This window comes from Stenotrophomonas bentonitica, from assembly GCF_002887735.1.
Classification (GTDB): Bacteria; Pseudomonadota; Gammaproteobacteria; order Xanthomonadales; family Xanthomonadaceae; genus Stenotrophomonas; species Stenotrophomonas bentonitica_A.
Map to the genome: position 1 here is coordinate 737,235 of NZ_PKQP01000001.1, position 18,004 is coordinate 755,238.

Genomic DNA, 18,004 nt, shown 5'->3' on the forward strand with positions numbered 1-18,004 from the left:
GCGCTACGCGCGTTCCGAAGGCTGCTTCTGCAGCGACAACAGCGCCAGCAACCCGGCCAGCGCCACGTACGCGCCGGTGAACTGCCAGCTGATGATCTTCGGCAGGCCCTCCAGCTGCCACGGCAGATAGATGCCACCGCGCGGATCCACCGAGTGGATCAGGCCGAACAGGGTCAGCACCGCCGCCACCAGCAGGAACCCGGAGGCGCGCAGCAGCTTCCCATCGATCATCGCCACCACCGCCGCGATCCACAGCATCGAGGTGATGATGAAGCCGTTGCCCAGGGTGAAGATCACCGCCAGCTCCGGCAGGCCATGCCCGTCCAGCGTAGTGGTCATCGCCGCGAGCTGTTCCGGGGCGATCCAGCCCGGGGCCTTGATCGCCAGAAGGTAGGCCACCGAAGGCAGGAAGCCGAGCACCATCGCGCCGGCGTGCTCGCGCGGCGTGGCCTGGAAGGCCTGGGTGGTGATGTCGATCGCCACGTACACGATGATCGGCGCCAGCACGGCCAGCGGCAGCCACTGCACCAGCCCGGAAATCACCCCAAGCATGCCGCCGATGCCCACGAACAGACCGGTCAGCAGCGTGTAACCGCTGCGCGCGCCCATGTGCTTGTAGGCCGGCTGGCCGATGTACGGCGTGGTCTGCGCGACGCCGCCGCAGAACCCGGCCACCAGCGTGGCGACGGCCTCCACCAGCAGGATGTCGCGGGTGCGGTAATCATCACCGGCCGCACGCGCGCTTTCGGAAACGTTGATGCCACCGACCACCATCAGCAGGCCGAACGGCAGCAGCAGCGGCAGGTAGGTGATCGCGGTCGGCAGGCCGTCGATGAACCCCAGTGTCGGCCAGGGCAGCACCACCTGCGGCGGTACCCACTCAGGCACCTTGAAGCCCGGCACACCCAGGCCGGCCAGGCCGAGTCCGTAGTACAGGATCGTGCCGAAGACGAAGGCGACCAGCACGCCGGGCGCGCGGATCGGCAGTTTGCGCTTGGCGATCAGCACGTACAGCAGCAGGCCGAGGGTGACGAAGCCGACGACCGGCGAGCGCAGCGTTTCCAGCAGTGGCAGGAAGCCCATCAGCACGATCGCGATGCCGGCGATCGAGCCGAGCAGCGAGGCGCGCGGCAGCGCGCGGGTCACCGCCTCGCCGAAGAACGACAGGATCACCTTGAGCACGCCCATGATCACCAGCGAGGCCATGCCCAGCTGCCAGGTGGCGATGGCCGCATCGTGCGGGGCCAGGCCCTGGCCCTTGAAGGCGAGGAAGGCCGGGCCGAGCACCAGCAGCGCCATGCCGATGCTGGTCGGCGCGTCCAGGCCGAGCGGCATCGCGGTGACATCATCGCGACCGGTGCGCGCGGCCAGGCGGCGCGCCATCCAGGTGTAGAGCACGTTGCCGACCAGCACGCCGAAGGCGGTGCCCGGGAACATGCGGCCGAACACCACGTCCGCGGGGAACTGGAAGATGCCGACCAGGGCCATCGCGATGAAGCCGAGGATGGACAGGTTGTCGACCACCAGGCCGAAGAAACCGTTGAGATCGCCGGCGACGAACCAGCGGGGGCGTCCGGTGGGGACGGGAGCGGAGGCGGACATGCGCGGGGGCGGCCATGGGGAGGGGGTAGCCGATGGTAGGGCCTCGCCGCCCCCAGTAACAGGCACACCGATGGAACGCCGGGATGTATGGGTCATCGCATACGCGATTGCGCCCGCGTAGTGCCGGCCGCTGGCCGGCTCCCGATACCGTCGGATGAATCCTGGGGAGCCGGCCAGCGGCCGGCACTACCGGAGCGTGGGGATCAGGGCTTGTTGAGGAAGTTGTTCGCCAGCAGGTCCCGTACATCCCCGACCCGCCCGCTCAGCAGCGCCTTGGCCGCGTACAGGGCAGTACCGGCCACCTGCTTGGCTTCCACCTGCGGCGGCATCACCAGCTCGGTCGGGCTGGTGTGCACGTCCAGCAGCGCCGGGCCGGGATGGGCCAGGATGTCCTGCACGGCCTGCTCCAGGTCTTCCGAGCGGGTCACGGTGCGGCCGTAGAACCCGATCACCTCGGCTAGGCGGCCGAAGTCAGGGTTCTTCAGGTCGGTGTAGTTGTCCAGCAGGCCTTCGACCTTCTGCTCCAGCTCGACGAAATTCAGCGAGCTGTTGTTGTAGACCACCACCTTGATCGGCAGGTTCTCCTGCACGGCGGTGAGCAGGTCGCCCAGCAGCATCGCCAGGCCACCATCACCGGACAGCGAAATCACCTGGCGGCCCGGGTAGGCCTTCTGCAGGCCCAGCGCCTGCGGCATCGCGTTGGCCATCGTGCCGTGCAGCAGGCTGGTCAGCGTGCGGCGGCGCCCATTGACGCGGATATGGCGCAGGATCCAGACCATCGGCGAGCCGCCATCTGCGGTAAAGAGCGCGTCGTCGGCAGCGTGGCGGTCGATCAACGCGGTGAGATGCTGCGGGTGGATCAGCTCGCCCTCGCCCGGCTGCTCTTCCTTGGCCCGCGTGGCCAGCGCCTTCTCGCGGTGCTCCATGCATTCATCCAGGAAGCTGCGGTCCTCGCGTTCGGGCAGCAGTGGCAGCAATGCCTCCAGGGTCGGGCCGATATCCCCCACCACGCCCAGATTCACCGGATGCCGGCGGCCCAGATGGCTGCCATCGCGGTCCACCTGGATCAGCGTGGCCTTGTCCGGGTAGTACTGGCCCCACGCGAAGTCCGCGCCGAGCAGCAGCAGCGTGTCGCAGGCCATCAGCGTGTGATACCCGGACTCGATGCCGAAGATGCCGGTCATGCCCATGTTGTACGGGTTGTCGTACTCCACGAAGTCCTTCGCGCGCGAGGTATGCGCGATCGGTGCCTTGAGCCGGGCACCCAGCGCGACCAGGGCATCATGCGCATGTTCGCAGCCCGCACCTGCGTAGATGCCGATGCGCTTGCCCTCGCCGATCAGCGCGGCGATGCGCTGTAGTTCATCGTCCGACGGGCGCAGCACCGGCTGGGTGTAATGCACCGAGAACGGCACATCGTGCTTGACCTCCGCTTCGCTGATGTCGGCCGGCAGGATCACCACCGCCACACCGCGGCGGCTGATCGCCGCCTGGCACGCCAACGTCACCACGCGGCGCGCCTGCTCGGCGCTCTGCACCTGCTCGCAGAACACGCTGCAGCTGCCGTACACCGCCTTGAAATCGACTTCCTGCGGGAACTCCATGCCCAGCTCGGCGGTGACCACCTGGCTGGCGATCAGCACCATCGGCGCGCGGTTGCGGTTGGTCTCGAACACGCCATTGATGAAATGCAGCCCGCCCGGGCCGCACGAGCCGGCGCAGGCGGTGAGCTGCCCGCTGATCAGCGACTCGGCACCGGCGGCAAACGCGGCCACTTCCTCATGCCGCATGTGTACCCACTCGATCTCGCTGTGATGGATGGCATCGGTGACGTAGTTGAGGGTATCGCCGACGATGCCGTAACAGTGACGGACACCGGCGGCCTGGAGGGTCTCAACCACGATCTCGGCAACGCGCTTGCTCATGACATGCTTCCACGACGAGGGGGAAGCGTCAGCCTAGTCCCGGGCAAGTGACACTCGTGTGGGCTTACGCGTGCCGGCGCTGGGTCACGGCTGCGTGTTCACCCAGCCCAGCACCGCGCCGCGCGTGGGGTGGTCATAACTTACCTGCACCCAGCCATCGCGCTCATCGAGCAGCTCCACGCGGTCATCGCGCACCAGATACCGCGGGGTCGTGGCATCACCGGGCTGGCGGTACAACGGCAGCCGCGCCACCATCACATGCCCGGAAATGCGCAGCAGCGGCGAGCCGGCGCGCGGTGCCTCCAGACCATCGCCGATCGCGGTCTCCAGCACGTTGCCTTCAGGATCGAAGGTGCTCCAGACCGCCAGGGGACCGCTGTCGGCGGTCTGCTTCACGAACACGTACGGCTCGAGCAGATCGTCGAGCATCAACATGCGCTCGGCGCGGTACAGGTACAGGCGACCGCCGTCGTAGCGGTACTGATCCACGTACCACATCGGCCCGCTGCGGCAGCTGCTGCTCAGGGTGCGGTTGTCTGCCTCCACCGTCAGCCCCATCAGGTCACCGCACTGCGCGCGGTCGTTCGCGATGGGCGCCAGCGCCACCAGTTCCTGTCGCGCCGGAGCGTAGCGGTACACCGCGACCGCTTCGTTGACCATGCCGACCGCGGCGCGCGCGACCAGCTCCGGGTGACCATCGAAATCGACATCCTCGGCGGACAGGCGTGCGTTGCCGTCCGCGTCGGTCACCCCCGGCAGCACCTGACGCTTGCCCGACGGGGCCAGTACGACGGCAATACCGCCGTCGTCCTGCAGCGTCGCCTGCACCTGCACGCCGCCAGCCACCTCGAGCAGAAGCCGGGCCCGGGCGCCGTCCTGCGCGTGCGCGGACGCTGCCGCCGCGCCCATCAACACCGCGGCCAGCATCGCATTGCCGTGTTTCATCATCGCTCCGTGCAGCGCCGCTACGGCGCCCTGGGTCAGAACGATACTTCAACCGCCTGCTGCGCCCACAGCACCGACTGGTGGCCGGTGGCCTGCTTCCATGCCAGCCGGATCGCTTCGATGTCGGCGCGGCGCTGCGGGGTGTTCTCGTGCAACACCACCAGCACCTTGGTGCGCAGGCGGTTCGGTTCGGCGGCGCCACGGAACAGCCACTGGCCGTAGGCATCGAACACGGTCAGGCCGTCCGGGAAGCGCGGGGTGACTTCCTTGTCGAGGAAGGCGCGCCACTGCGCGTCACTGATGCCCTCGGTCTGCGGGCGGTCGGCCACGCCGGTTTCTTCGCCCACGCCGAAATACAGCTCGCTGCGGACCCAGCCGGCCGCAGCGTCCGGGCGCGCGGCGTCGCCCTGCAGGGTCGCCGTGGCGGCGGCTGGCGGAGTGGGTTTGGCGGCCGGGGCAGCGGTGGCACAGCCGCTGGTGGCCAGGACCAGGGCAATCAGGATGGCGCGGAACGACATGGACAACTCTCCGGAAACTCGGGGACAGGCAGGGGGAAGGAGCGTGCCGGACATCCCGGTCCGGCGCAGATCGCCAATCGCTATCTGCTGATAACCACCCCGATGGGACTTGCGTCACACAGGGACATCACGCGAAGATAATATATCGCTTCATCCGGATGGATTGGTAGTGCCGACCTTGGATCGGCAACGCCGGCTCCTCCCCCCTCCCCCCGCCCCTCCCCTCGTCGTCCCGCTGGAGTCCGCATGTCCCGTCCGTCCGCGTCGCGCCTTGGCCTTGCCATCGCGCTCGTCCTTACCTCCCCCCTGCTCGCCCAGGACGTACTTGCGCAGGACGCGCCGAACACCGCCAAAACGCTGGACACCGTGATCGTCACCGGCACCCGTGCCGTTGACCGGACCGTGCTGGAATCCACCTCGCCAGTGGATGTGCTCACCGCCGAGGACATCCGCAAGGCCGGCGTGGTCAATGGCGAGCTGGGCAGCGCCCTGCAGGCGCTGCTGCCCTCGTTCAATTTCCCGCGCCAGTCCAACTCCGGCGGTGCCGACCACATCCGGGCCGCCCAGCTGCGCGGCCTCTCGCCCGATCAGGTGCTGGTGCTGGTCAACGGCAAGCGCCGCCACAGCAGCGCCCTGGTCAACACCGACAGCAAGATCGGCAAGGGCACCACCCCGGTCGATTTCAACGCGATCCCGGTCAGCGCGATCAAGCGCATCGAAGTGCTGCGCGATGGCGCCGGTGCGCTGTACGGCTCCGATGCGGTGGCCGGCGTGATCAACGTGATCCTGGATGACGCGCCGGAAGGCGGTGCATTCGAAGCGAGCTTCGGCGCCAACCACACCGACCTCAAGCCGATCGACCGCACCCTCACCGACGGCCAGACCAGCTACGCCAGTGCCAAGGTCGGCACCCGCCTGGGCGATGAGGGCGGCTTCCTGCGCGTGGGCCTGGAGCTGAAAAATCATGAAGGCACCAATCGCGCCGGCTTCGACCAGATCCCGCCGTGGGACCAGACCCCGACCAACCTGGCCCTGCAGGGCAAGCGCAACTACGTGCTCGGCGATGGCAAGACCAAGGACCTGAACGCCTGGTACAACGCGCAGCTGCCGTTCGGTGAAACCTCCACGTTCTACAGCTTCGCCACCTTCAACCAGCGCGACAGCGAAGGCGCGAACTACTTCCGCTATCCGGACAGCGACGCCAACTGGGCGCAGGTCTACCCGAACGGCTACCGCCCGATCTCCGAGGGCGAAAACCGCGACGTACAGGCCGTGGCCGGCGCGAAGGGCCAGTGGGGCGAGTGGAACTACGATGCGAGCCTGGATTACGGCATCAACACGTTCACCTACCGCCTGCGCAACTCGCTCAACGCCTCGCTGGGCCCGACCAGCCCGACCCGGTTCAAGACCGGTGATTACCGCAATGAGCTGACGGTCGCGAACGTCGACCTCGGCCGTGTCTTCTCGCAGGGCGAGAGCATCACCCACAGCCTTGGCCTGGGCCTGGAAGCGCGCCGCGACCACTACCAGACCCGCCCGGGTGATCCGACCAGTTATGCCGCGGGTCCGTTCACCGATCGCCCGACCGGCTCGCAGGCCGGTGGTGGCCTGACCCCGCAGGATGCGACCTCGCTCTCGCGCGATGTCGCCAGCGCCTACGCCAGCCTGTCCAGCCAGTTCGGTGAGCATTTCTCAAGCGATCTGGCCGCACGCTACGAGCACAGCGATGATTTCGGTGGCGAGCTCACCGGCAAGCTGGGCCTGCGCTACGAATTCACGCCGGCCTTCGCGCTGCGCGGTGCGATCTCCAACAACTTCCGTGCCCCGTCGCTGGCACAGATCGGCTACGAATCCACGTCCACCGGCTACAACGCGGCCGGCCAGCTGGTGCAGGGCCGCGTGCTGTCGGTGAACAATCCGATCGCGCGTGGCCTGGGCGCCACCGACCTGAAGCCGGAGAAGTCGCTCAACACCAACCTGGGTTTCACCAGCCGTATCGGCGAGCACTTCGATGTCTCGCTGGACTTCTTCCAGATCGACATCGATGACCGCATCGCACTGTCGGAAAGCATCACCGGTGATGCCCTGACCGACTACGTGCAGCAGCAGTTCGGCGTGGCCGGCCTGCAGAGCGCCAGCTTCTTCGTCAACGCCGCCGATACCCGCACCCGCGGCGCGGAACTGGTGAGCAACTGGCGGCAGTCGCTGGGCGATGGCGAGCTGGTGCTGACCGGCACCTACGCCTACACCAAGACCACGCTGAAGAACGTGCTCGCCACCCCGCCGGGACTGCTCGCGCTGGACCCGGACTACGTGCTGTTCGGCGTGGAAGAGACCAATACGCTGACCGATGCCACCCCGCGCACCCGCGCCGCGCTGGCCGCCAGCTGGGCCGATGATCGCTGGTCGCTGAGCAGCCGCCTGAGCCGCTATGGCAGCGTCACCCGCGTGTTCAACTTCGGTGATGGCTATATTCCGCGCCAGACCTACGGGGCCGAGTGGCAGCTGGATGCCGAGGTGGAATACAAGATCACCCCGCAGTGGAGCGTGGCGCTGGGCGGGCAGAACCTGACCGACAACTACTCGGATCTGTCCAACGACGATATCTGCTACTTCGGCAACCTGCCGTATGACGTGCTGTCACCGATCGGTAGCAATGGTGCGTATTACTACGGGCGCGTGCGGTATACGTTCTGACGGGGTGCAGCCGACCAACGGTCGGCTCTACCGGGTTGGCGCAGCCGACCGACGGTCGGCTCTAACGGGTTTGTGCAGCCGACCAACGGTCGGCTCTACCGGGTTGGTGCAGCCGACCGACGGTCGGCTCTACCGGGTTGGTGCAGCCGGCTGACCGTCGGCTCTACCGGTGGTGAACGGGAGGATGCGTGGGTGATGCCATGACCTGGCGATCACATCCACGCTGGCATGTTGGTCACCATGGCCAACGACTTCCCCCAACGTCCGCCGCCGCCGCTGCTGGACGATGCCTGTGCGCTGTTCCTGGACGTGGATGGCACCCTTATCGAATTCGCGGACGACCCCGAGTCGGTCGCGCTGCTGCCGGATGTGCGTGAGGCGATCGGGCGCATCAGCGACCGCCTGGATGGCGCGGTTGCGCTGATCAGCGGCCGACCGCTGGCGCAGCTGGACAAGCTGTTTGCGCCCCTGAGCCTGCCCGCCGCCGGCCTGCATGGCCACGAGCTGCGCAACCACGAGCAGCGCGCGCAGAGCAGTGATCCCTCCGCCGATACCAGTGAGTGGCTGCACGCCCTGCACCAGCAGGCGATGCGGTTCGCGCACGGCTACCCCGGCGTGCTCGTTGAAGACAAGGGCCGCAGCCTGGCCCTGCATTGGCGTGGTGCTCCGCATGCCGCCAATGACGTGCGTGCGTTTGCCGAACGGCATATCCGCGGGCATGGCGGCTACCGGCTGCAGCCGGGCGACCATGTAATCGAATTCCTGCCTGAAGGCAGCGACAAGGGGCGTGCGATGCGGCAGCTGATGCTGCAGCCGCCGTTCCGTGATCGCATGCCGGTGTTCGTCGGCGATGACCTCACCGATGAATTCGGCTTCGGCGCGGCCAATGACCTGCATGGCTGGAGCGTGCTGGTCGGTGCGCGCGAGCCGAGCGATGCGGTGTTTTCGCTGCCGACGATACGCAGCGTCCACGCCTGGCTTCGCGAGAATGCCTACTGATGCCTTGACCCCAAGGCCCCCTGACGCCGCGCGCAGGTCTCCCCCACCGGTGTGCCGCCGCGGCATGACACGAGACTTCCTGCATCATGAGCGAACCCGATCTGAATCTGGGCGTGGTCGGCAATGGCAGCTTCGGCGCGCTGATCGACAAGCACGCGCGCGTCGTCTGGAGCTGCCTGCCGACCTTCGACGGCGACCCCACCTTCTGCGCCCTGCTTGGCCCCAATCAACAAGAGGGCGGTGACTTCGGCATCGAGCTGGAGGACATGGTCGAGAGCGAACAGAGCTACCTGACCAACACCGCCATCCTGCGCACCGTGCTGCGCGACAAGCATGGCGGCGCGCTGGAAATCATCGATTTCGCGCCGCGCTGGCGCCAGAACGACCGCTTCTACCGGCCGGTCAGCCTGATCCGCCAGGTCCGCCCGCTGTCCGGCAACCCGCGCATCATCGTGCGCGCCCGGCCACTGGCCGACTGGGGCGCGCGCGTTCCCGATTCCACCTGGGGCAGCAACCACATCCGCTGGGTGCTGCCCGACCACGTGCTGCGCCTGACCACGGATGTGCCGCTGCGCTTCGTGCGCGACGGCCTGCCGTTCGTGCTCAACCACCCGGTGCACCTGGTACTGGGCGTGGACGAATCGCTCAACCGTTCGCTCAGCGGCTACGTGCAGGAATCCTTCCAGCGCACGCGCGACTACTGGCGCGAATGGGTGCGCTATCTGTCCATCCCGCTGGAATGGCAGGACGCGGTGATCCGCAGCGCGATCACGCTGAAACTGTGCCAGTACGAAGACAGCGGCGCGATCATCGCCGCGATGACGACCTCCATTCCCGAAGCGCCCGGCAGCATCCGCAACTGGGATTACCGCTATTGCTGGCTGCGCGATGCCGCCTTCGTGGTGCGTACGCTCAACCGCCTCGGCGCCACGCGCACTATGGAGCAGTTCCTGGGCTACATCTTCAACCTGGCCACCGCCGATGGCAGCCTGCAGCCGCTGTACGGCATCAGCTTCGAGGCCAAGCTGGAAGAAAGCGAAGTCCCCTCGCTGTCCGGCTACCGCGGCATGGGGCCGGTGCGCCGCGGCAACCTGGCCTGGGTGCAGCGCCAGCACGATGTCTACGGCAGCGTGGTGCTCGCCTCCACGCAGCTGTTCTTCGATCGCCGCCTGCAGGACCCGGGCGATGCACACACCTTCGCGCGGCTGGAGCCGCTCGGCGAGCAGGCCTTCACCCTGCATGACGTGCCCGATGCCGGGCTGTGGGAGTTCCGCGGCCGCACCGAAGTGCATACCTACACCAGCGCGATGTGCTGGGCCGCCTGCGACCGCCTGTGCAAGATCGCGGTGCGACTGAAGCTGGATGATCGCGCCACCTACTGGCGCGAGCGAGCCGACATCATCCATGCGCGGATCATGCGCGACTCGTGGAGCGAAGCGCTCGGGCACTTCACCGATACCTTCGGTGGCCACCGCCTGGATGCCTCGTTGCTGCTGCTGGCCGACATCGGGTTCATCGACGCCACCGACGCACGCTTTGTCGCCACCGTCGAGGCGATCGGCCGCGATCTCAAACATGGCAACGCGTTGTACCGTTACGTGGCGCCGGATGACTTCGGCGAACCGGAAACCAGCTTCACCATCTGCACCTTCTGGTACATCGATGCGCTTGCCGCGATCGGTCGCCTGGACGAAGCGCGCGAGATGTTCGAGATGCTGCTGGAGCGCCGCAATCACCTGGGCCTGCTCTCCGAAGACCTGGCCTTTGACAATGGCGAGGCCTGGGGCAACTTCCCGCAGACCTATTCGCACGTGGGCCTGATCACCGCCGCCATGCGCCTGTCGCGCAGCTGGCAGGAGGCATCATGAGCCGCCTGGTCGTCGTGTCCAACCGGGTCGCCGTTCCCGGTGAATCCCGCGCCGGCGGTCTGGCGGTCGGCCTGCTCGCCGCGCTCAAGGAACGTGGCGGCCTGTGGTTCGGCTGGAGCGGCAAGTCGGTACGCGACAACAGCGGCACGCTGCACGAGCAGGTGGACGGTGACATCCGCTACGTCACCATGGACCTCAACAAGCGCGATGTGGACGGCTACTACAACGGCTTCGCCAATCGCACGCTGTGGCCATTGCTGCACTTCCGGCTGGACCTGGTCGACTACGACCGCGGGACGCGCGAAACGTACCGCCGGGTCAACGCGCTGTTCGCCGAGAAGCTCGCCCCGCTGCTGCGCGAAGACGACATCGTCTGGATCCACGATTACCACCTGATCCCACTCGCCTCGCTGCTGCGCGAGCGTGGCATCGGCTGCCGGATCGGCTTCTTCCTGCATGTGCCGATGCCCTCGGCGGACCTGCTGCAGGCCATGCCCGACCACCTGCGGTTGTTCTCCAGCCTGTACGCCTATGACCTGGTCGGCTTCCAGACCCAGCGCGATGCGGACCGTTTCCAGTCCTACGTGCGCCTGTTCGGTGGCGGCCGGGTGCTGCCCGATGGCGAGCTGGAAGCGCCCGGTGGCCGACGCTTCCGCGCCGCGGCCTTCCCGATCGGCATCGATACCGAGTTCATTGCGCGGCAGGCCAAGGCCGGGGCGAACAAGCCAGCGGTCAAGGACCTGCGCGGCAGCCTGCGCAATCGCCAGCTGGCGATCGGCGTGGACCGGCTGGACTACTCCAAGGGCCTGCCCGAACGCTTCCAGGGTTTCGAGCGGTATCTGGAACGCCACCCGGACCAGCATGGCTCGCTCACGTATCTGCAGATCGCCCCGGTATCCCGTGGCGATGTCACCGAGTACCGGCAGCTGCGCGGCCAGCTGGAACAGATCGCCGGCCACATCAACGGCGGGCATGCCGCGCCGGACTGGACCCCGCTGCGCTACGTCAACCAGAACTTCACCCATGCCACCCTGACCGGCTTCTACCGGGCGGCGGCGGTGGGCCTGGTGACCCCGTTGCGCGACGGCATGAACCTGGTCGCCAAGGAATACGTCGCCTCGCAGGATCCGGAGAATCCGGGCGTACTGGTGCTGTCACTGCTGGCCGGCGCTGCCGATGAACTCAAGCAGGCACTGCTGGTCAATCCACATGACCTCGATGGCGTGGCCGATGCGATCGCCACGGCCGCGACGATGCCGCTGAAGAAGCGCGTGGAGCGCTGGCAGGCGATGATGGACCACCTGCGCACCTACGACATCAATCATTGGCGGCAGACGTATCTTCAGGCCCTGGAAGGGTGATGCCGCCGGGCTACCGGACGCGCGTACGGTAGTGCCGGCCGCTGGCCGGCTCGTCACGATCGTTCAGACGGTCACGCCGCGATCCACGCCAGGGTCGCCATGCGCCCGGTGCGGCGGTCGCGCCGGTGCGAGTAGAACCGCTGCGGATCGGCCAGCGTGCAGTACTGCCCGCCACTGATGCTGGCCGGGTCCAGCCCGGCGGCCTGCAGGCGCCGGCGGGCCAACGCGTACAGGTCGACCTTCCAGTGCCCCGGCCGTGTTGCCACGAATGCCGCCGCAGCGCCCTCGTCGCGCTCCACGAAGGCCTCGAACACGTCCTCGCCGATCTCGTACAGCGCCGGCCCGGCGGCCGGCCCCAGCCACGCCTGCAGCTGCACGGGCGGGGTCTGCAGGGCGGCCACGGTGGCCTCCAGCATCCCATCGGCCAGCCCGCGCCACCCGGCATGGGCGGCGCCGATCTCACCGCCATCGCGCGCGGCGAACACCACCGGCAGGCAGTCGGCGGTGAGAATCGCCAGCACCACGCCCGGCACCGAGGTCACGGCGGCATCGGCGGTCGGTTCAGCCTCCACACCCGCGGCGGTCGGCGGCGCGGTGAAGCGGCGCACGCCGGTGCCATGCACCTGGCGCAGCCAATGCGGCGCCGAGGGCAGGCCCAGCCCGGGCACCAGCAGGTCACGGTTGCGCTGCACCTGCGCCGGGTCGTCACCATCGGCCGAGTACCGGTTGCCCATGTTGAACTGGTCGAACGGCGCCACCGAACCGCCCGCGCCGAAACGCAGGGTGGTCAGCGCATGGACCCCGCTCGGGGCCTGCCAGTCGGCGCGCAGCACGGGCACGGTGGCGTCCATCAGCGGCGGTTGCGTTCCTGCTCGGCGAAGCGCTTGCTGTCTTCGCGCAGGGCGTGCAGCAGGGCCTGCATGTCGGCCGGCGGCGGCGCGCTGTTGGTGATCTTCTCACCGGTGATCGGGTGCACGAATTCCAGCGTTTCAGCGTGCAGCGCCTGGCGCTTGAAGCCGCGCAGCTCGGCGACCAGTTCATCGCTGGCGCCCTTGGGCAGCTTCAGCGCACCGCCATACAGCTGATCGCCGATGATCGGGTGACGCAGGTGCGCCATGTGCACGCGGATCTGGTGGGTACGGCCGGTTTCCAGGCGGCATTCCAGCGCGGTGTGTGCACGGAAACGCTCGCGCAGGCGGTAGTGCGTGATCGCTTCCTTGCCGTCTTCGCGCACGGCCATGCGGATGCGGTCGCGCGGGTGGCGGTCGATGCCGGCGGTCGCGGTGCCGCCGGAGACCAGCGCACCCACCACCACGGCCAGGTACTGGCGGTGCACTTCACGGGCGGAGAGCTGCTCCACCAGTGCGGTCTGCGCCTGGATCGTGCGGGCGATCACCATCACGCCGCTGGTGTCCTTGTCCAGGCGGTGCACGATGCCCGCGCGCGGCAGCACCGACAGCGAGGGGTCGCGGAACAGCAGCGCATTGACCAGAGTACCGGTCGGGTTGCCCGCGCCGGGATGGACCACCAGGCCGACCGGCTTGTTGATCACGAACACGTGCTCGTCCTCGTACAGGACCTCCAGCGGGATGTCCTCCGGCTCGGCATGGGTCTGGGTGTCGAGCACGACATGCAGGCTGGCCACCTCGCCGCCGCGCACCGGGTCGCGTCCGCGCACGGTGTCGCCGTCCAGCAGGACGTCCCCGGACTTGATCCACTCGGTCAGCTTGGACCGGGAGAATTCGGGGAACAGCTCGGCCAGGACCGCGTCGAAACGCCGGCCGGCGGCGGTATCGGGCACGATGGCCTGGCGGGGGGAATCGGAATCAGCAGGGGTATCGGACATGGGGGAACACCGCAATAGGGACAATTTTGGGGTCCGGCCGACCAGTTTCAGTCGCGGGACAGGCCACTAGGCTATCATCGACCCTTCGTATTCCAGCCGCGTCCCGCCCTGACCCCATGATCCGACGCTCCGTTATGCTGTCCGCGCCCGTCCGCCTCGCCGCCCTGATGCTGGTGCTGCTCTTCGTCGCCACCGGCTGTCACCGCGGCACCAAGGGCAAGAATCCGGATGAAGGCCTGCCGGTCGAAACGCTCTATGAGAAGAGCCACAAGCTCATGGAAGGGGGGAACTGGAGCGGTGCCGAAGCCAGCTTCCGCCGCCTGGTAGCCCAGTACCCGTATGGCCCGTACACCGAGCAGGCCATGATCGAGAGCGCCTACGCGCAGTACAAGGCCGGCAAGCACGATGACGCGGTGTCCAGCGTGGACCGCTTCATCCGTACCTACCCGACCCACCGCAACATCGCCTACATGTACTACCTGCGCGGCCTGGCCAATGGCAACCGCGACACGGTCTTCCTGCGCCGCGTCTGGTCGCTGGACCCGAGCCGCCGCGACCTGTCGAGCCCGCGCCAGGCCTATGCCGATTTCACCATCGTCACCGAGCGCTACCCCAACAGCCGCTACGCCGCCGATGCGCGCCAGCGGATGATCGCCCTGCGCGACGTGTTCGCCCAGTACGAGCTGGACAACGCCCTGTACTACCTGCGCCGCGAGGCCTACGTCTCGGCCGCCGGCCGCGCCAACTTCCTGCTGGAAAACTACCCGCAGAGCGCGTTCCAGTACGACGCCGTGGCCGCGCTGGGCGAGGCCTACACCCGCCTGGGCAACAAGACCCTGGCCGACGATGCCCGCCGCGTGCTCGAGCTGAACCAGCCCGACCACCCCTGGCTGCAGGGCAACTGGCCGAAGTATCCGTGGATGGTCCGCAAGCTGAACCCGTTTGCCGGCGAGAAGTCCGCCAGTACCGGCGAACGCAACGCCACGATGAATCGCAAGTAAGAAAAAAAAGGCCCCGAAAGGGGCCTTTTCCGTCAAGGGACGTTTCCCAAGCCGCTCCTTCTGGGACTGGCATCTCAGCGCCAACGATCCGCGCTATTCAGACTGACACCTCACGGCCACACCCGCCCGCAAGGAGTCTGCATGATGCTCAAGATCGTCCATCTGCGCGCCGTATCCCTCGTGTTCGTCTCCGCCACCCTCGGCCTCGCCGCCGGTGCCGCCGGTGCAGCCGGTTCCACTGCGCCGTCGCAGGCAGGCGATCTCATCTCGGCCGAGTCCTATCAGGCCAGTTGGGTGCCTTCCCGGGCCGCCCACGCCTACAAGCTGAGCTATCGCACCCCCGACCACCACGGCCACCTGGCCCAAGGCACGGGGCTTCTGTACCTGCCAGCGGGCACTGCACCCCCCGGTGGCTGGCCGGTCGTCTCCTGGGCGCATGGCACCCAGGGCGTTGCCGATCACTGTGCGCCATCGGTTTCCGGTCCCTTCCAGCCCGAGCGCGATGGCCGCTTCCTCGACCAGTTCCTGGCCCGGGGCTACGCCGTGGCAGCTGCGGACTACCAGGGGCTGGGCAGCCCCGGCGAGCATGCCTATCTCCACGTCGGGACCGCTGCGCGCAACACCATCGACATGATCAAGGCCAGCCGTCAGTACCTCGGCCCGGCGACCCTCGCCCCGCGCTGGGTCTCGGTGGGCCACTCCCAGGGAGGGGCGGCCGCGCTCGCCGCCGGCCATATCGGGCCTGGCTACGGCGGCCCGTCGCTGGAGTACCGGGGCAGTTTCACCACCGGCACCCCCACTGCCGTGGAACTGACCGCACTGGTGATGAAACCCGACAACCTCACAGCCAATCCCGGCGCGCTCAATGCGTACCACGCCTACCTGCTGGACGGTCTGCTGCAGCTTGCGCCACACATCGACCAGGTACTGTCCGAACACGGGCGCGCGCGCGTCGCGCTGGCCCGCCAGCACTGCCTGGGTGCCCTGAGCACGCTGCTGGAAGGCGCCAACACCGGCGAGATGTTCAGCGCGCCGCTGTACACCGTGCCTGGCATCTGGACGCTGCTGCACGACTATCTGGGCGTGCCACGGCGCGGCTTCAGCCAGCCATTGATGCTCGGCCACGGGCGCCAGGACCGCGATGTGCCCTATGTCACCACGCTTCTGTACGCCGCTGGCCTGGCGCTGCGCGGGGAACCGGTCGCGTTCCGCGCCTACCCGGTCGATCACCGCGGCACGCTGGACGCAGCGGCAGCCGATGGCCTCGCCTTCGTGCGCGCGCGCCTGGACGCCGGCGCGCCGGCCTACAACGCGTTGGACGAAGTCACCGCACTGGAAGCGTTGCTGGATACGTCACCGTAGCCGGCAATCGCTCCTCGCCAGGCAGCTCAGCCCTTGTACCCGTTACTGATCGGGTACCGACGCTCACGCCCGAACGCCCGGCGCGAGACCTTCGGCCCCGGGGCTGCCTGGTGGCGTTTCCACTCGCTGGTGCGCACCAGGCGCAGCACACGGTCCACCACCTCGGCGGCGTAGCCGGCGGCCACGATCTCCTCGCGTGACTGCTCCTGGTCCACGTAGCGGTACAGGATGCCGTCCAGCACGTCATAGGCCGGCAGCGAATCCTGGTCGGTCTGGTTGGCGCGCAGCTCGGCCGAGGGCGGGCGGGAAATCACCGCCGGTGGGATCACAGGCGCACCGCCTACGGTGTTGCGCCACTTGGACAGGCCGAACACCTCGGTCTTGTACAGGTCCTTGAGCGGCGCATAGCCACCGCACATGTCGCCGTAGATGGTGGCGTAGCCGACCGCATACTCGCTCTTGTTGCCGGTGGTCAGCAGCAGCCCGCCGAACTTGTTGGACAGCGCCATCAGGATCACGCCGCGGCTGCGCGACTGCAGGTTCTCTTCGGTCACATCCGCCGCCTGCCCCTCGAACATCGGGCCCAGCGCGGCCATCAGGCCTTCGAACACCGGCTCGATCGAGACCGCTTCCAGCGTCACGCCCAGCGCGCGGCACTGTTCGGCCGCCAGGTCGTTGGACATGTCCGCCGTGTAGCGCGACGGCAGCCGCACCGCGGTGACGTTGGCCGCGCCCAGCGCGTCCACCGCCATCGCCAGCACCAGCGCCGAATCGATGCCGCCGGACAGGCCGAGCCAGACCTTCTTGAAACCGTTCTTGCGGCAGTAATCCTGGATACCGCGGGTCACCGCACGCCAGGCCAGCGCATCCATGCTCTCGTCGCCGTCGTCGATCCACTCGCGCGGCAGGAAGCGGCGCGCACCCGCGTCGTAATCCACGACCAGCCACTGGTCGGTGAAGGCCGCGGCGGCCGGGTGCACCGTGCCATCCCCATCGGCGACCACCGAGGCGCCATCGAACACCAGCGCGTCCTGGCCGCCCACCACGTTGAGGTAGGCGATCGCGGCCCCGCTCTCACGGGTACGCTCGGCCAGCAGCGCGTCGCGCTGGGCGTGCTTGCCGCGCTCATACGGGGAGGCATTGGGCACGACCACCAGCTGCGCGCCGGCGCGGACGGTATCGGCCAGCGGTTCGGCGAACCACAGGTCCTCGCAGACCAGTACACCGACCGGCACGCCCTTCAGTTCGAACACGCAGCTGCCGCCGTCCGGGTCGACATCGAAATAACGGCGCTCATCGAACACCGCATAGTTGGGCAGCTCGCGCTTGCGGTAGGTGTGCTCGACCTTGCCGTCGCGCAGCACGCTGGCCGCGTTGTAGACCACCGCGCCTGCAGCCTGGGGCCAACCGACCACGGCCGCGATCCCCGTGGTGGCCGCCGCGATGCGCTCCAGCGCCTGCTGGCAGTCGTACAGGAAGCCCGGGCGCAGCAGCAGATCCTCCGGCGGGTAGCCGCTGATCGCCAGCTCGGGGAACACCACCAGCTCGGCACCGTACTCATCGCGCGCCTCGGCGATCATCGCGACGATGTTGTCGGTGTTCTGCGCCACCGCGCCAACCGGGAAATCGAACTGCGCCAGGGCAATGCGGAGCGACGTCATGGGGTTCCAGCCTGTAGGTGTACTGCGCTCATTGTAGTGCCGGCCGCTGGCCGGCAACCACGCATTCGGCGGCAGCACGATGCGGCGCCGGCCAGCGGCCGGGACTACGTGGTGTGCGTACCGAACAACCGTGGGGACCTACCGGTCCCGGTGTTGCCTTGAACGCAGAAAGGCCGCCCGGAGGCGGCCTTTCTGTTTGATGCAGCCGACCAACGGTCG

13 protein-coding genes are annotated in these 18,004 nt (G+C 67.9%); 6 read left to right on the plus strand and 7 right to left on the minus strand.

Annotated elements, in window-relative coordinates:
- Positions 1–3: 3 nt before the first annotated feature.
- The 4 genes from C0R07_RS03235 to C0R07_RS03250 form a co-directional block, all read right to left on the minus strand.
- Positions 4–1,602 (minus strand): hypothetical protein, encoded by a 1,599-nt coding sequence (locus tag C0R07_RS03235; RefSeq protein ID WP_102788166.1) that lies wholly within the window; start codon positions 1,600–1,602, stop codon positions 4–6.
- 203 nt (positions 1,603–1,805) lie between these two features.
- Entirely contained in the window at positions 1,806–3,527 is a 1,722-nt protein-coding gene (locus tag C0R07_RS03240) for a ubiquinone-dependent pyruvate dehydrogenase (protein ID WP_019186278.1), read from the minus strand.
- Positions 3,528–3,611: 84 nt separating this feature from the next.
- A complete protein-coding gene (locus C0R07_RS03245) occupies positions 3,612–4,472 on the minus strand; it encodes an XAC2610-related protein (RefSeq protein ID WP_070471242.1) in 861 nt (286 codons plus the stop codon).
- A gap of 35 nt (positions 4,473–4,507) precedes the next feature.
- Positions 4,508–4,990: a DUF3574 domain-containing protein gene (locus C0R07_RS03250; protein ID WP_070471240.1), complete on the minus strand. Its 483-nt coding sequence runs from the start codon at positions 4,988–4,990 to the stop codon at positions 4,508–4,510.
- A 246-nt stretch (positions 4,991–5,236) separates the two neighbouring features.
- Between C0R07_RS03250 and C0R07_RS03255 the strand changes: the two genes are divergently transcribed.
- From C0R07_RS03255 to otsA, 4 genes are all read left to right on the plus strand, one after another.
- Positions 5,237–7,687 (plus strand): TonB-dependent receptor plug domain-containing protein, encoded by a 2,451-nt coding sequence (locus C0R07_RS03255; protein WP_102788167.1) that lies wholly within the window; start codon positions 5,237–5,239, stop codon positions 7,685–7,687.
- Positions 7,688–7,927: 240 nt separating this feature from the next.
- A complete protein-coding gene (gene otsB, locus C0R07_RS03260) occupies positions 7,928–8,686 on the plus strand; it encodes a trehalose-phosphatase (RefSeq protein WP_070427450.1) in 759 nt (252 codons plus the stop codon).
- Positions 8,687–8,772: 86 nt separating this feature from the next.
- Positions 8,773–10,554 (plus strand): glycoside hydrolase family 15 protein, encoded by a 1,782-nt coding sequence (locus tag C0R07_RS03265; RefSeq protein ID WP_070471236.1) that lies wholly within the window; start codon positions 8,773–8,775, stop codon positions 10,552–10,554.
- Entirely contained in the window at positions 10,551–11,915 is a 1,365-nt protein-coding gene (gene otsA / locus C0R07_RS03270) for an alpha,alpha-trehalose-phosphate synthase (UDP-forming) (protein WP_019183949.1), read from the plus strand. Before C0R07_RS03265 ends, otsA begins: the two co-directional genes overlap by 4 nt.
- A 71-nt stretch (positions 11,916–11,986) precedes the next feature.
- Here otsA and pgeF read toward each other — a convergent pair whose 3' ends face one another.
- Both pgeF and rluD read right to left on the minus strand, forming a co-directional pair.
- A complete protein-coding gene (gene pgeF, locus C0R07_RS03275) occupies positions 11,987–12,766 on the minus strand; it encodes a peptidoglycan editing factor PgeF (protein WP_102788168.1) in 780 nt (259 codons plus the stop codon).
- Complete coding sequence (gene rluD, locus C0R07_RS03280) at positions 12,766–13,761, minus strand: 23S rRNA pseudouridine(1911/1915/1917) synthase RluD (protein ID WP_019183947.1); 996 nt, start codon at positions 13,759–13,761, stop codon at positions 12,766–12,768. The genes pgeF and rluD overlap by 1 nt, the downstream gene beginning before the upstream one ends.
- A 116-nt stretch (positions 13,762–13,877) precedes the next feature.
- Here rluD and C0R07_RS03285 point away from each other — a divergent pair, with 116 nt between their 5' ends.
- Together C0R07_RS03285 and C0R07_RS03290 are read left to right on the plus strand one after the other, a co-directional pair.
- Positions 13,878–14,762, plus strand: coding sequence for an outer membrane protein assembly factor BamD (locus tag C0R07_RS03285; RefSeq protein WP_026069896.1), 885 nt, complete (start codon positions 13,878–13,880; stop codon positions 14,760–14,762).
- Between the two features lie 141 nt (positions 14,763–14,903).
- Positions 14,904–16,124: a lipase family protein gene (locus tag C0R07_RS03290; protein ID WP_102788169.1), complete on the plus strand. Its 1,221-nt coding sequence runs from the start codon at positions 14,904–14,906 to the stop codon at positions 16,122–16,124.
- Between the two features lie 26 nt (positions 16,125–16,150).
- On the opposite strand, the gene C0R07_RS03295 is transcribed toward C0R07_RS03290, so the two are convergent.
- Complete coding sequence (locus C0R07_RS03295; protein WP_102788170.1) at positions 16,151–17,785, minus strand: NAD+ synthase; 1,635 nt, start codon at positions 17,783–17,785, stop codon at positions 16,151–16,153.
- Positions 17,786–18,004: the final 219 nt, after the last annotated feature.